Annotated in this window: 16 protein-coding genes; 10 read left to right on the forward strand and 6 right to left on the reverse strand. The window is 64.7% G+C overall.

The window, feature by feature from the left end; genetic code table 11:
- Positions 1-85: 85 nt before the first annotated feature.
- Positions 86-850: a hydroxyacylglutathione hydrolase gene (gene gloB / locus ACP159_RS20225; RefSeq protein WP_425101525.1), complete on the reverse strand. Its 765-nt coding sequence runs from the start codon at positions 848-850 to the stop codon at positions 86-88.
- Between the two features lie 63 nt (positions 851-913).
- On the opposite strand from gloB, the gene ACP159_RS20230 reads away from it, so the two are divergent.
- The 6 genes from ACP159_RS20230 to ACP159_RS20255 all read left to right on the forward strand — a co-directional run bounded on the left by ACP159_RS20230 (position 914) and on the right by ACP159_RS20255 (position 7,070).
- Positions 914-1,669: a methyltransferase domain-containing protein gene (locus ACP159_RS20230; protein ID WP_425101526.1), complete on the forward strand. Its 756-nt coding sequence runs from the start codon at positions 914-916 to the stop codon at positions 1,667-1,669.
- Positions 1,670-2,093: 424 nt separating this feature from the next.
- Positions 2,094-2,654 carry a F0F1 ATP synthase subunit delta gene (locus ACP159_RS20235; RefSeq protein WP_425101527.1) on the forward strand — a complete coding sequence of 187 codons (561 nt, stop codon included), beginning with the start codon at positions 2,094-2,096 and terminating at the stop codon, positions 2,652-2,654.
- Positions 2,655-4,193 carry a F0F1 ATP synthase subunit alpha gene (atpA, locus tag ACP159_RS20240; protein ID WP_425101528.1) on the forward strand — a complete coding sequence of 513 codons (1,539 nt, stop codon included), beginning with the start codon at positions 2,655-2,657 and terminating at the stop codon, positions 4,191-4,193.
- A 12-nt stretch (positions 4,194-4,205) separates the two neighbouring features.
- Positions 4,206-5,090, forward strand: a complete 885-nt coding sequence (locus ACP159_RS20245) for a F0F1 ATP synthase subunit gamma (protein WP_425101529.1) — start codon at positions 4,206-4,208, stop codon at positions 5,088-5,090.
- Between the two features lie 19 nt (positions 5,091-5,109).
- Complete coding sequence (gene atpD, locus ACP159_RS20250; protein WP_425101530.1) at positions 5,110-6,534, forward strand: F0F1 ATP synthase subunit beta; 1,425 nt, start codon at positions 5,110-5,112, stop codon at positions 6,532-6,534.
- Between the two features lie 101 nt (positions 6,535-6,635).
- A complete protein-coding gene (locus tag ACP159_RS20255) occupies positions 6,636-7,070 on the forward strand; it encodes a F0F1 ATP synthase subunit epsilon (RefSeq protein ID WP_425101531.1) in 435 nt (144 codons plus the stop codon).
- 392 nt (positions 7,071-7,462) lie between these two features.
- On the opposite strand, the gene ACP159_RS20260 is transcribed toward ACP159_RS20255, so the two are convergent.
- Complete coding sequence (locus ACP159_RS20260; protein ID WP_425101532.1) at positions 7,463-7,732, reverse strand: hypothetical protein; 270 nt, start codon at positions 7,730-7,732, stop codon at positions 7,463-7,465.
- Between ACP159_RS20260 and ACP159_RS20265 the strand changes: the two genes are divergently transcribed.
- Both ACP159_RS20265 and ACP159_RS20270 read left to right on the forward strand, forming a co-directional pair.
- Positions 7,731-8,402, forward strand: a complete 672-nt coding sequence (locus tag ACP159_RS20265; RefSeq protein ID WP_425101533.1) for a MarC family protein — start codon at positions 7,731-7,733, stop codon at positions 8,400-8,402. The two genes, ACP159_RS20260 and ACP159_RS20265, sit on opposite strands and share 2 nt — an antisense overlap.
- A gap of 93 nt (positions 8,403-8,495) precedes the next feature.
- Complete coding sequence (locus ACP159_RS20270) at positions 8,496-8,846, forward strand: H-type lectin domain-containing protein (protein ID WP_425101534.1); 351 nt, start codon at positions 8,496-8,498, stop codon at positions 8,844-8,846.
- A gap of 6 nt (positions 8,847-8,852) precedes the next feature.
- Here the strand turns inward: ACP159_RS20270 and ACP159_RS20275 are convergent, their stop codons facing one another.
- Together ACP159_RS20275 and ACP159_RS20280 are read right to left on the reverse strand one after the other, a co-directional pair.
- A complete protein-coding gene (locus ACP159_RS20275) occupies positions 8,853-9,323 on the reverse strand; it encodes a c-type cytochrome (RefSeq protein ID WP_425101535.1) in 471 nt (156 codons plus the stop codon).
- A 78-nt stretch (positions 9,324-9,401) separates the two neighbouring features.
- On the reverse strand, positions 9,402-10,412 hold the full coding sequence (locus ACP159_RS20280) for a ribose-phosphate pyrophosphokinase (protein WP_425101536.1): 1,011 nt from the start codon (positions 10,410-10,412) through the stop codon (positions 9,402-9,404).
- A 94-nt stretch (positions 10,413-10,506) separates the two neighbouring features.
- Here ACP159_RS20280 and ACP159_RS20285 point away from each other — a divergent pair, with 94 nt between their 5' ends.
- Both ACP159_RS20285 and ACP159_RS20290 read left to right on the forward strand, forming a co-directional pair.
- Positions 10,507-11,106 carry a 2-hydroxychromene-2-carboxylate isomerase gene (locus ACP159_RS20285; protein WP_425101537.1) on the forward strand — a complete coding sequence of 200 codons (600 nt, stop codon included), beginning with the start codon at positions 10,507-10,509 and terminating at the stop codon, positions 11,104-11,106.
- Positions 11,106-11,885 carry an alpha/beta fold hydrolase gene (locus ACP159_RS20290; protein ID WP_425101538.1) on the forward strand — a complete coding sequence of 260 codons (780 nt, stop codon included), beginning with the start codon at positions 11,106-11,108 and terminating at the stop codon, positions 11,883-11,885. Before ACP159_RS20285 ends, ACP159_RS20290 begins: the two co-directional genes overlap by 1 nt.
- A gap of 119 nt (positions 11,886-12,004) precedes the next feature.
- Here ACP159_RS20290 and plsY read toward each other — a convergent pair whose 3' ends face one another.
- Positions 12,005-12,595 carry a glycerol-3-phosphate 1-O-acyltransferase PlsY gene (plsY, locus tag ACP159_RS20295; protein WP_425101539.1) on the reverse strand — a complete coding sequence of 197 codons (591 nt, stop codon included), beginning with the start codon at positions 12,593-12,595 and terminating at the stop codon, positions 12,005-12,007.
- 10 nt (positions 12,596-12,605) lie between these two features.
- Positions 12,606-13,898: a dihydroorotase gene (gene pyrC / locus ACP159_RS20300; protein ID WP_425101540.1), complete on the reverse strand. Its 1,293-nt coding sequence runs from the start codon at positions 13,896-13,898 to the stop codon at positions 12,606-12,608.
- Positions 13,899-13,931 lie beyond the last annotated feature (33 nt).

The raw sequence follows: 13,931 nt of genomic DNA on the forward strand, positions 1-13,931 counted from the left end.
AGTTTGGTCTATAACGCCAAACCTTCAAGTATTTTCTCAGTCCGGGCCGGTCACATTTTATGCGTGTGATGAAATGCTCACCGGATCAGAAGCGATCCTTGCGGGCGCGGATTTCGGTGAAAACGGCGACATCCGAAGCGGTTTCCATTCCGAGGGCGGCCTTGACGCCCGGGTCCGAGGCCCGAAGGAAAGGGTTGGTGGCCAGTTCCAGCGAGAGCGGAACCTGGGCGGTGGGGTGCCCGTCGGCACGGGCACGGGAAATCTCGTCTACCCGCAATTTAAGCGCGGTGTTGCCGGGTTCAATGGTCAGCGCGAATTTCGCGTTCGACGTTGTGTACTCGTGGCCCGAATAGACCATTGTTTCCGGGGGCAGGGCGGCGAGACGCATCAGGCTTTCGTACATCATCTCCGGCGTGCCTTCGAAGACCCGTCCACAGCCAAGGGCCATCAGGCTGTCGGCGGTGAACACGGCACCCGCCTTTGGATAGTGATACGCCACATGCCCGAGCGTGTGCCCCGGCACCGGGATCACACGGCAGAGGCCTTCGTCCGTTCCGCCTTCGAAGCCGTTTTCCAGAACCATGTCGACGGGCGGGAGTTTCGCTTCTTCGGCCTTCGGCCCCATGATCACCAAGTCTGGCCAACGCTCCTTGAGGCCGGGTATGCCCTCGACGTGGTCCCAGTGGTGGTGGGTCAGCATGATGACACCGGGGGTCCAGCCGCGTTCGTCCAGCGCCGCGATCAGGGGCGCGGCTTCCGGTGCGTCGATCACCGCCACGCCATCCGGTCCCTTCACCAGATAGGCGTAGTTGTCCTTGAGACAGGGGACGGTGACGATCTCCAGGGCCATGGGCTTTCCTTTCGCGCGAGGTCGGGGTTAACTCCAGTCAAACCCATCGGCGGGCGAGGTGCAATGCATCTGGATGTACAGACATTGCGGGATTTCTACTATCGCAACGCGCTCGGGCGCGCGGCGCAGGCCATCATTCGCCGCCAGACACGGGTGTTCTGGCCTGAAGGGAAACTGAAAGGCCAGACCGTGGCGGGCTTCGGTTTCGCCGTGCCGCTGCTGCGCCCGTACCTCGCGGACTCGCGCCGGGTGATCGGGCTGATGCCCGGGCCGCAGGGGGTGATGCCCTGGCCTGCCGGGATGCCCAACGTCTCGGTCCTCTGCGAAGAGCACAGCTGGCCGATCGAGACCGGGCACATCGACCGGCTGGTTCTGATGCACGGGCTGGAGACCTCCGAAAACCCCTCCGAACTGCTCGACGAATGTTATCGCGTGCTCGGCCCCGGCGGGCAGGCGCTGTTCATCCTGCCGAACCGTTCCGGGCTCTGGGCGCGGTCCGATGCGACGCCGTTCGGCTATGGCCGCCCCTATTCCCGCAGCCAGCTGGAGGCGCAGCTCAAGCGGCACGACTTCATCCCCGAAAGCCACGTCAGCGTGCTCTACCAGCCGCCTTCGACCCGGCGGTTCTGGATGAAGACCGCGCCGATCTGGGAAAACACCGGGCGCGCGATCCCGGCGGTGATGGCAGGGGGCGTGATGATGGTCGTTGCCTCGAAACGTTACCCGCCGACCCGGCGCGGCGTCGGTGAGGCGGCGCGGATGCTCAATCCGCTGGAAGTGCTGGCGCCGAAGCCGGGAAAGGTGGCGAAACCCGTCTGACGCGGCCGCCGGACGCCGCTGTTCCGGCTTCCCGTCGGGGAAGCCGGAAGGCGCCCCGCCCGCCGTCCCGCAGCGGCGCCCCGCGCCTTGCCGAAATCCATGCGGGCCGCTCGTGGAGGCCGTCAGGAGAGGCAATCGACGCCCGCTCACACAGGCAGAATCCGCCGATGACCCGCCGTTCTTGCCGCAAAACCCGAGAAATTTTGCCCTTTTTTGCCGCACCTATGGTCGCACTTGAGGCAAGACCTTGAATTGAAAGGGAAACTACCGAGTCTTAAATAACTGTTAGGATGTTGCGACAAACCAAGGGCTCTGCTACATCCGCCCCGATCAATATCGCCTTGTCAGACTTCAAGGTGCGACCAAGCCCTCGGCCGCCGGGAGTACCCGTGCGACACGGGGGCCTTATATCGGAAGGGTGGACGTGTCTGAATCAGCCTCAGTTTCCTCCGGCATCGCCGAGCGCTATGCCACCGCCGTCTTCGGACTCGTGAAGGAAGCCAACGCGCTTCCCCAGCTCGAAGCCAGTCTCGATGACCTCTCTGCCGCGCTGGACGAAAGCGCCGAACTGCGCGATCTGCTCAGCTCGCCGATCTATGCGCGCGACGAACAGGGTGCGGCCATCACGGCCGTGGCAAGCAAGATGGGCCTGCTGGATGTCCTGACGAACGCGCTTGGCCTGATGGCCCAGAAGCGCCGTCTTTTCGTGGTGCCCGCCATGGTGCGCCGCCTGCGCGAGATGATCGCCACCGAGAAGGGCGAAGTGACCGCGGACGTGGTCTCCGCCCAGCCGCTCAGCGCCGACCAGTCCGCCCGTCTCGCCGAGACGCTCAAGGCGCAGGTTGGCAGCGATGTCAAAATCAATGCGACCGTCGATGAAAGCCTCATCGGCGGTCTTGTCGTCAAGTTGGGCTCGCGGATGATCGACACGTCGATCAAGGCCAAGCTCGCCTCCCTCCAGAATGCAATGAAAGAGGTCGGATAAATGGGTATCCAAGCAGCAGAGATTTCTGCGATCCTGAAAGACCAGATCAAGAACTTTGGCCAGGATGCCGAAGTTGCCGAGATCGGCCGCGTGCTCTCCGTCGGTGACGGTATTGCCCGCGTGTACGGCCTCGATGCCGTGCAGGCCGGTGAGATGGTCGAATTCCCCGGCGGTATCATGGGCATGGCCCTGAACCTCGAAACCGACAACGTCGGCGTCGTGATCTTCGGCTCCGACCGGGACATCAAGGAAGGCGACACCGTCAAGCGCACGAACTCCATCGTGGACGTTCCGGCGGGCAAGGGCCTTCTGGGTCGCGTCGTCGACGGTCTCGGCAACCCGCTGGACGGCAAGGGCCCGATCCAGTTCGAGGAGCGCCGCATCGCCGACGTGAAGGCACCGGGCATCATCCCGCGCAAATCCGTGCACGAGCCGATGGCCACCGGCCTCAAGGCCGTGGACGCCATGATCCCGATCGGCCGTGGCCAGCGCGAGCTGATCATCGGCGACCGTCAGACCGGCAAGACCGCCGTGGCGCTCGACGCGATCCTGAACCAGAAGTCCTACAACGACGCCGCAGGTGACGACGAGAGCAAGAAGCTCTACTGCATCTACGTCGCCGTGGGTCAGAAGCGCTCCACCGTGGCGCAGCTGGTGAAGAAGCTCGAAGAATCCGGCGCGATCGAGTACTCGATCGTCGTGGCGGCCACCGCCTCCGACCCGGCTCCGATGCAGTTCCTCGCGCCGTACTCCGCAACCGCGATGGCCGAGTACTTCCGCGACAACGGCAAGCACGCCCTCATCATCTATGATGACCTCTCCAAGCAGGCCGTGTCCTACCGTCAGATGTCCCTGCTGCTCCGCCGCCCGCCGGGCCGCGAAGCCTACCCGGGCGACGTGTTCTACCTCCACTCCCGCCTGCTCGAGCGGTCCGCGAAGCTGAATGAAGACAACGGCGCCGGCTCGCTGACGGCTCTGCCGATCATCGAGACCCAGGGCGGTGACGTGTCCGCGTTCATTCCGACCAACGTGATCTCCATCACCGACGGCCAGATCTTCCTCGAAACCGAACTGTTCTACCAGGGCATCCGCCCCGCCGTGAACACCGGTCTGTCCGTGTCCCGCGTGGGTTCCTCGGCTCAGACCAACTCGATGAAGTCTGTCGCAGGCCCGATCAAGCTGTCGCTGGCCCAATACCGCGAAATGGCGGCCTTCGCCCAGTTCGGCTCCGACCTCGACGCCGCGACCCAGCAGCTGCTGAACCGCGGTGCGCGTCTGACCGAGCTGATGAAGCAGCCGCAGTACTCGCCGCTGACCAACGCCGAGATCGTTCTCGTGATCTGCGCGGGCACCATGGGTTACCTCGACAAGGTTGCCGTCCGCGACGTTGGCCGCTTCGAGGCCGGTCTTCTGGCGCACGTGCGCTCGAAGAACCCGGAGCTCCTGGAGTGGATCACCAACGAGGATCCGAAGATCAAGGGCGACGCGGAAGACAAGATCAAGGCCGTTCTGAACGAATACGCCGCAGACTTCGCGTAAGGGGATCGACGAATGCCGAGCCTCAAGGACCTGAAAAACAGGATCGTGTCGGTCAAGTCGACCCGCAAGATCACCAAGGCCATGCAGATGGTCGCGGCAGCAAAACTGCGCCGCGCCCAGGATGCGGCCGAGGCGGCCCGCCCCTATGCGGACCGCTTCAATGGTGTGATGGCGTCGCTGGCCGCCTCGGTCGGCAAGAGTGACAGCGCGCCCCGGCTCCTCGCCGGGACGGGCAAGGACGACGTGCATCTGCTCGTCGTGATGACTTCGGAACGCGGCCTGTGCGGTGGTTTCAACACCAACATCGTGAAACTGGCCAAGACCCGGATCGAGCAGCTCAAGGCTGCGGGCAAGACCGTCAAGGTCCTGACCGTGGGCAAGAAGGGCCGCGAACAGCTGAAGCGTGACTACGGTTCGCTTTCGGTCGGCCACGTGGACCTGAGCGAGGTCAAGAAGATCGGCTACGGCGACGCCCAGGGCATCGCCCGCGAGCTTCTGACCCGGTTCGACAACGGCGAATTCGATGTGGCGACGATCTTCTATGCGAAGTTCCAGTCCGTCATCGCCCAGGTTCCGACGGCCCTGCAGGTCATCCCCGCTGCCTACGAACAGGCGGAGAGGGAGGCAGCGGACGGCGCATCGACGCTCTACGATTACGAGCCCGATGAAGAAGCCATCCTTGCTGACCTGCTGCCGCGCGGCGTGGCGACACAGATCTTCTCGGCGCTGCTCGAGAACGGCGCTTCCGAACAGGGCGCCCGGATGTCGGCCATGGACAACGCGACGCGCAACGCGGGCGAGATGATCGACAAGCTGACCATCGAGTTCAACCGTTCGCGCCAGGCCGTCATCACGAACGAACTGATCGAAATCATCTCGGGCGCCGAGGCGCTCTAAGACACCGGAGAACCATTTTATGGCAAACGCAAAAGGCAAGATCACCCAGGTGATTGGCGCCGTGGTCGACGTTCAGTTCGACGGCCACCTGCCGGAAATCCTCAACGCGCTGAACACCACCAACGGCGACAAGACCCTCGTTCTGGAAGTGGCTCAGCACCTCGGCGAAAACACCGTGCGCACCATCGCCATGGACGCGACCGAAGGTCTCGTCCGTGGTCAGGAAGTGTCCGATACCGGCGGCCCGATCTCCGTGCCCGTCGGCAACGCGACCCTTGGCCGTATCCTGAACGTCATCGGCGAGCCGGTGGACGAAGGCGCACCGCTGAACGCGACCGAATACCGCGCGATCCACCAGCCGGCCCCGACCTTCGAACAGCAGTCCACTGCCTCCGAAGTGCTCGAAACCGGCATCAAGGTCATCGACCTGCTGGCTCCCTACTCCAAGGGCGGCAAGATCGGCCTGTTCGGCGGCGCCGGCGTGGGCAAGACCGTTCTCATCATGGAACTCATCAACAACATCGCGAAGGTGCACTCGGGCTACTCCGTGTTCGCCGGCGTGGGTGAGCGCACCCGTGAGGGCAACGACCTCTACCACGAGATGATCGAATCCAACGTCATCAAGCCGGACAACCTCGAGGAGTCCCAGGTGGCCCTCGTCTACGGCCAGATGAACGAGCCGCCGGGCGCCCGCGCCCGCGTCGCCCTGACCGGCCTGACCCTCGCGGAGCAGTTCCGTGACCAGTCCGGCACCGACGTTCTGTTCTTCGTGGACAACATCTTCCGCTTCACGCAGGCCGGTTCCGAGGTGTCCGCACTTCTCGGCCGTATCCCGTCGGCCGTGGGCTACCAGCCGACGCTGGCGACGGACATGGGCGCGATGCAGGAACGCATCACCTCGACGAAGAACGGCTCGATCACCTCGATCCAGGCCGTCTACGTTCCGGCGGACGACCTTACCGACCCGGCACCGGCCACCACCTTCGCCCACCTCGACGCAACCACGGTTCTGTCGCGTGCGATCTCCGAACTCGGCATCTACCCGGCCGTGGACCCGCTGGACTCGTCCTCGCGTCTCATGGACCCGCAGATCGTCGGCGAAGAGCACTACAACGTCGCCCGTGACGTCCAGGGTATCCTGCAGAAATACAAGTCGCTGCAGGACATCATCGCCATCCTCGGCATGGACGAACTGTCGGAAGAGGACAAGCTGACCGTGGCCCGCGCCCGGAAGATCCAGCGCTTCCTGTCCCAGCCGTTCGACGTGGCAAAGGTCTTCACCGGCTCCGACGGTGTGCAGGTTCCGCTCGCCGACACCATCGCGTCCTTCAAGGACGTTGTGGCCGGCAAGTACGACCACCTGCCGGAAGGTGCCTTCTACATGGTCGGCGGCATCGACGAGGTGCTGGCCAAGGCCGAGAAGATGGCAGCGGACGCCGCCTGATAAACCGGGCGGGGGTGGGTTGAAAACCCACCCTACACCCCAGTCTCAAGACGTGGTGTAGGGTGGGGCTGTGACCCACCTTGCGCTCCAAGGAGAGCCAAATGGCAGAGACAATGCAATTCGATCTGGTCAGCCCGGAGCGCAGCCTTCTTTCCACGAAGGTCAAGTCCGTGCAGATCCCGGGTGCGGATGGCGACATGACCGCCATGCCGAACCACGCCCCGACGATCACCACCCTGCGCCCCGGCATCCTCACGGTCGAAACCGAGACGGGAACCGAGCAGTTCGTGGTGACCGGCGGTTTCGCCGAGATCGGCGAGAGCCTGTCCGTTCTGGCGGAGAAGGCGCTGCCGCGCGCGGACATGGACCAGGCCACCTACGAAGCCCTGGTCGAAGAGGCACACAACGCCTACAAGCAGACCAAGGAAGCCTTCCAGAACGAGCCCGGCCCCGTCGATGATGCGGCCAAGCTGTTGCAGGACATGGTCGCCGTGGGCACGCACATCGGCCTCGATCCGAAACAGCCCTCGCTCTGACGCGTCGACAATGCCCAACACGAAAGGCCCTGCGCTCCCAGCGCGGGGCCTTTTGCCTTGTGGTATAGTTGGTGCGGGACCGGGATGACATTACCAGGGCCGATACGGCAGGATGAGTCTGACACCCATCGCAGGAGAGCGCGTCGCCATGCATACCGCCCCCCCGACCCGTCGCCGTTAAGGACGATCCTGAAAAGCAGGTCATCAGTTTCGCGGCAGGAGAGGGCCTTCCCTATGACATGGGTCTCTTGCAAGCGCGGTTCAAAGCCGACGAGGCGGAAGCCGGCGCGCGGTATTCTGTCTCCGAATGGACCGTGCATCCCGGTTTCGAGGATGTCGGCCCCCATTTGCACGAGGCCAATGACGAACTGTTCCTTGTCCTTTCCGGCACATCAGAACTTTTGGTCGGAGACTAGTGGTAGAGCCACGCACCGTGCGCCTTCCTGCGTATCCCGGCCGGCGTCACGCATGACTTCCGCAATCGCACCAACGCGCTTGCAACCCTCCTGAACATCTTCCTGCCCGGCGGTTTCGAGCGCGACATGCCCGCCATCGTGCAGTGGTTTGCCCAAAACCGCTGAACCGTCGCAACCGGTGCCAATACCCGTTGCGCCGCGCCGCAGAAACGCTATCTGCCAAGGGAGCGCATACAGGACAGCCATGGATTTCTCACTCGACTTTACCGGCATGTTGCGGGAGCTGATCACGCTCTTCGTTGTCATCGACCCCATCGGCACCCTGCCGGTCTTCTACTTCGCAACCGCAACAGTCCCCGTGGCGTTGCATCGCCGCTTCGCCATCCGCGCCGTGCTGGTTGCCTGGCTGGTGCTGCTGGCCTTCCTGCTGGCGGGGCAATGGCTGCTCGAAGGACTCGGCCTGCGCTTTGGCTCGTTCCAGATTGCCGGGGGAATTATCCTCTTTCTCTTTGCGCTGACCATGATCTTCGGCGAGAGCAAGCCCGAGCAGGAGATCCACTCCGCCGAGCGCGATCACCTCTCCGGCGCGGTCTTCCCGCTTGCCATGCCGTCCATCGCCTCGCCCGGCGCCATGCTGGCGATCGTGGTGCTGACCGACAACCATCGCCACTCCGTCCAGGAGCAGGTGATCACCGCAGGGCTGCTGACCTTCGTCATGCTGGTCACGCTGCTGCTCCTTCTCCTGGCCGCCCGGCTCAAGAAGATCCTGGGCAACACCGGAGCGGGTGTCATCAGCCGCGTGATGGGCATCGTGCTCGCCACCGTCGCCGTGGATGCCATCCTCGGCGGTCTCGACGAAGTCGGTGCGCTGCGTTTGCCACCTTCGCAGGAAGGCTCGGTGCTGGACCCGGAATGAAAGGCTTACCGCGAAATTGACCTTTCCCGCATCTTGCCCGTTCAAATCCCGCGCGATCTCGGCCAAAGTCCGGGCATTGCGACGAGGTGCCTTATGAAGAAATACGTGGGTTCGCTGATCGGGGTGGATCAGGGCAATGACGAGGTCTTTTCCGACTTCGCCTCCGGCGGCGACATGTGGACCGGCCACGGCTCCCGCGAGCGCCGCAAGCGGGTGAAATTCTCCGAGCCTTTCCGCAGTATCCCAACCGTGCAGGTCTCGCTGTCGCTCTGGGACATGGATCAGGGCGCCAACGTCCGCGCCGACATCGCCGCGGAGAACATCACCGAGGAGCATTTCGACCTCGTCTTCCGCACCTGGTCCGACACTCGCGTCGCCCGTGTCCGCATGAGCTGGACCGCAATTGGCGAGGTCACCTCCGAGGATGATTGGGAGCTTTATTGACGGGTTTTATTCCAGAAACCGCCTGAGCCGCTCGAGCACCACCGGAACCTCCTCCGGGCGCAGCCTGCCGTGGCCGCTCAAGAACGGTTCGACCTCCACGCCCGAATACCGCCCGACCAGCACCCCGTCCTTCACGATCAGCTTGAGCCGCACCAGTTCCCGCGCCCGACCGTGGCAGATGGCGCATTTCTCCTGAAACACCCGCCCGCCTGCGAGCACGACTTTGAAATGCTCCGTCAGCAGCGTCGCCTCTTCTGCGCTCACCCTGCCATGCCCCTGCGCAAGGAAAGCCCCCACCGGCTTGCCGCTCCTCAGACCCGTCAGAACGCCGTCCTGTGCCTTCATCGCCTCGAAGACAAAGGCCCCGGCGTGCGCCGTATGGCAGCGGGCGCAGGCGCTCTCATAGACGTCATGCGCATCGGCCTGCGCCAGTGCCAGCGCGGGCCAGAGGAGGAGGAAGGCGAGCAGTAACCGCATGCGGAACTCCCGAAAACGAAGGGCCGCCCCGAGTTTGGGACGGCCCTTCAAAACCCTCAATGATCCGGATCAACCGGCTCAGAGAATACCCTCATAGATCGGCCCAAGCGTCTCTGTTTCGAACAGCGACGAAACTGACGTGCCGTTCCAGATGTTCAGGATCGACTGGGCGAACATCGGCGCGGTCGGCAGGATGCGGATGTTCGGGCAGCCGAGGACAGCCTCCGTCGGCTGGATCGAGTCGGTCAGCACCAGCGACTTCATGACGGACTTCGACACCCGCTCCACCGCCGGGCCGCTCATCACGCCGTGGGAGATATAGGCGTGCACCTCGGTCGCGCCGTGGTCCATCAGCACCTCCGCCGCCTTGCACAGCGTGCCCGCCGTATCGCACATGTCGTCGACGATGAAGCATTTCTTGCCGGTGACTTCCCCGATCACCGTCATCTCGGCAACCTCGCCCGGCTTTTCCCGGCGCTTGTCCACGATGGACAGCGGTGCGTTGATCCGCTTTGCCAGTTCCCGCGCCCGCGCCACGCCGCCCACGTCCGGCGAGACGACCATGATGTCGTCCATCTGGCCCTTGAACTGCTTGAGAATGTCGAGCGCGAAGATCGGCGAGGCGTAGAGGTTGTCCACCGGGATGTCGAAGAAGCCCTGAATCTGCGCCGCGTGCAGGTCCAGCGTCAGGATGCGCTCGATCCCCGCCTCGACCATCATGTTCGCCACAAGCTTGGCGGTGATCGGCGTCCGTGCCTTCGTGCGGCGGTCCTGACGGGCATAGCCGAAGTAGGGAATGACGGCGGTGATGCGGGCCGCCGAGGAGCGGCGCAGCGCGTCCGCCATGATCAGCAGCTCCATCAGGTTGTCATTCGCCGGGTTCGAGGTCGGCTGGATGATGAACATGTCCTCGCCGCGCACGTTCTCGTAGACCTCGACGAAGATCTCCGCATCGTTGAACCGCTCGACCCGGGCATCGACGAGACCGACGCTCATCCCCCGGTACAGTGACATCCGCTTGGCAATCGCCTGCGCAAGCGGCTTGTTGGAATTTCCCGAGATCAGCTTCGGTTCGATGACGGTGGGCATGGCGGCAGCTCCGGCGGGTCAGGATTCGGTCAGTTGCGGTCCCGTTAACATGACCGTACTGTCCCTGCCAGCGTTACGGGGGAAGGGCGACACCATGGCTCACATCGACTACTTTTTTGCGACACTCTCGCCTTATGCCTATCTCGCGGGCACCCGGCTGGAGGAGATCGCGGCCCGGCACGGTGCGACGATCACCTATAAGCCGCTCGACATCCTCGCGCTGTTTGCCCGCACCGGAGGCACGCCCCCGGGCGAGCGACACCCGAACCGGATGGCCTACCGCGCCCAGGAACTGACCCGGCAGGCAAAGAAGCTGGGCATGCCGTTCAATCTCAAACCGGCGCATTGGCCGACCAACATGGCGCCCAGCAGCTATGCCGTCATCGCGGCCCAGAACGCCGGCGGTGGAGACCTTGGCCTGCTGTGTCATGCCATCACGCGCAGCGTCTGGGCCGATCAGAAGGACGTGGCGGAGGACGAGACCATCCGCGCCTGCCTGAGCGAAGCCGGGTTCGATCCGAAACTGGCGGACAGCGGCCTGCTTGTCGGGGCGGAGACGTACGAGCGCAATCTCGACGAAGCGGTGACGCGCGGTGTCTTCGGTGCGCCCACCTACGCGGTGGACAGCGGGCAGCTGTTCTGGGGTCAGGACCGGCTGGAGGATCTCGACGCGCATCTTGCCGGAACACTCTGATGACGACGCTCGAGGCACCGGCGATCGGGCTGCGCAGCTTCGGGGATGGGGCCGGACGGATGCTGGCCCTGCATTGCGGATTGGGCAGCGGAACCATGTGGAAGGGGGTCGCTGCGCACCTGCCGGGGTTCACCCTGACGGCTCCGGACCTGCCCGGCCACGGCCGCAGCGCGGCCTTCCGGGACGGGCCGGACGTACACGATCAGGCGACAGCAGCGGTCCGGCCGCTGATGTGCGACGATCTGCACCTCGTCGGCCACAGCTTCGGGGCCACCGTGGCGCTGCGTCTGGCGCTGGAGACGCCCGAACGGGTGGCTGCGCTGACCCTGATCGAGCCGGTGTTCTTCGCCGCCGCCGAAGGGCGGGAGGGGGTCGAGGCGCACCGGGAGCGGGAAGAAGCGTTCTTCGCGGTGTTCCAGACCGGGGATCACGCGGCGGCTGCCCGCTGCTTCAATGCCATCTGGGGCGGCGGCATTCCCTGGGACAGCTTTCCGGCGGCGGTGCAGGAAGGTATGGCTCTTGGCATGCCCTTCGTCGCCGCCACCGAACCGAGCCTCTGGCGCGACAGCCACGGCCTGCTGGCCCCGGGCCGTCTGGAGGCCCTGCGCTGTCCGGTGACCCTGATCCGGGGCGAGCAGACCGTGCCGATCATCGAGCAGGTTCATGCAGGATTGATGGAACGGCTGCCAGATGCGCGGGACGTGGTGGTGCCGGGCGCGGGACACATGCTGGTGCTGACCCATGCGGAGGCGGTGGCGCGGGGGATTTCGGGTCTGTGACCAGACCCGACCGGGGGAAAATTTTGTCTTCGCAAAATTTTCATTCGGGGGCTTTGCCCCCGGAGCCCCCGAGTATTTTCAAAGAGAAGAAACAGGGGACGTCGGAGCGTCTCGTGGCGTCAGGATTTCTTGCCGATTTTCGGTTCGGTCCCGTCCTTGAGGCGTTTGATGTTCGCCCGGTGGCGCCAGTAGATCAGGAAGGTCAGGATCGTGCCGACCACCAGCAGGTCGACCCGGGCCATCATGAACATCCAGACCGTTGTGGACATGGCGGCAGTCAGCGCCCCGACCGAGGAAATGCGGGTGAGGAGCACGGCGAAGAGCCACGTGGCGCAGCACAAGAGGCCCACGGGCCAGCTGAGCGCGAGCACCACGCCGAGGTAGGTGGCGACGCCCTTGCCGCCCCGGAACTTCAGCCAGACCGGGTAGCAATGGCCAAGGAAGGCGGCGAGCCCCGCCCATTGCGCGATCCCCTCGGGGCCGAACTGCCGCGCCAGCAGCACCGCCATGGCCCCTTTCGCGCCGTCGAGCAGGAGCGTGGCGGCGGCGGCTTTCTTGTTGCCGGTGCGCAGGACGTTGGTGGCACCGATATTGCCGGAGCCGATCTTGCGCAGGTCGCCGAGGCCGAGGGCGGCGCTGATGACGATACCGAAGGGGATCGAGCCGAGCCCGTAGCCGATCACGATCCAGAGCAGCGAAGCGAGGTCCATCGGGGTCTCCTCAGGCGGTGAAGATGCGTTGGCCCGCGACCCAGGTGCCGAGCACCCGACCCTGCAGACGGGCGCCATCGAAGGGGGAGTTCTTGGACTTGGAGCGCAGCTTGAAGCGGTCGAGGATCAGCGGCTTGTCCGCGTCGAAGAGCACGAGGTCGGCGGGTGCACCTTTGGCCAACCGTCCCGCCGGCAAGCCAAGCCGCTTCGCCGGGTTCAGCGACAGGGCGCGGAACAGTGTCGGCAGATCCAGCTCTCCCGCGTGGTAGAGGCGCAGCAGCACCGGCAGCATGGTTTCGAGACCCACCGCCCCGGCGGCGGCTTCCTCGTAGGGCAGGCGCTTGCTCTCCTCGTCCTGCGGCGTGTGGAAGCTGCCGATGACGTCGATGAGGCCAGTCCGGATGGCCTCGATCACCGCTTGACGGTCGTCTTCGGAACGCAGCGGCGGCTTGACCTTGAAGAAGGTGCGATAGTCTGCCACGTCCAGTTCGTTCAGCGTCAGGTGGTGCATCGACGTCCCGGCCGTGATGTCGAAGCCGTTCCGTTTCGCCCGTTCCAGCGCGGGCAGGGCACGGGCGGTTGTGATCTGGTCGGCGTGGTACTTGACCCCGGTCATCTCGATCAACGCGATGTCGCGGTCGAGGCCCATGCGCTCGGCCATCGGCGAGACGCCAGGCAGGCCGCGCAGGGTGGCGAACTTGCCGGAGGTCACGGCGGCCCCCTGCGACAGCCCTGGCTCCTGCGGATGTCCCATGACCAGCGCGCCGAGGCTGCGGGCGTAGGTCATGGCACGGGCCAGCACCTTGGTATCCGTCACCACGCGGTCGCAGTCGGTGAAACCCACCGCGCCCGCGTCCATCAGGAAGCCGATCTCCGTCATCTCCCGCCCCGCGCGGCCCTTGGTCAGGGCGGCCATGGGCAGAACGTTCACCGGGCAATCGTCCTCGGCCCGCTCGCGGATGAAGTTCATCACCTCCGGCGTGTCGATGGCGGGCAGGGTGTCGGGGCGGGTGACGATGGTCGTCACGCCTCCGGCGGCCGCGGCGAGACCCGCGGTCTTGTAACTCTCCTTGTGTCGCTCCCCCGGCTCGCCGACCTTCACGCCGATGTCGATGATCCCGGGCGCGAGGAAGGCACCGCCGCAGTCGATGCGATTGGTGTCTGTCAGGTGATCCTCTGACAAATCAGCGCTTTGCACCAATATTTCGGCAATCTTCCCGGCCTCCAGCACAAGCGCGCCCTCGATGATGGCGTCGGCTTCGGGGTCGATCAGGCGGGCGTTGGTAAGAAGGGTTCGGGTCATGGTCAGCCGTCTGCGGGTGGTTCGGGATACTCC

It is taken from the genome of Tropicibacter sp. S64 (genome assembly GCF_049803835.1).
Classification (GTDB): Bacteria; Pseudomonadota; Alphaproteobacteria; order Rhodobacterales; family Rhodobacteraceae; genus Pacificoceanicola.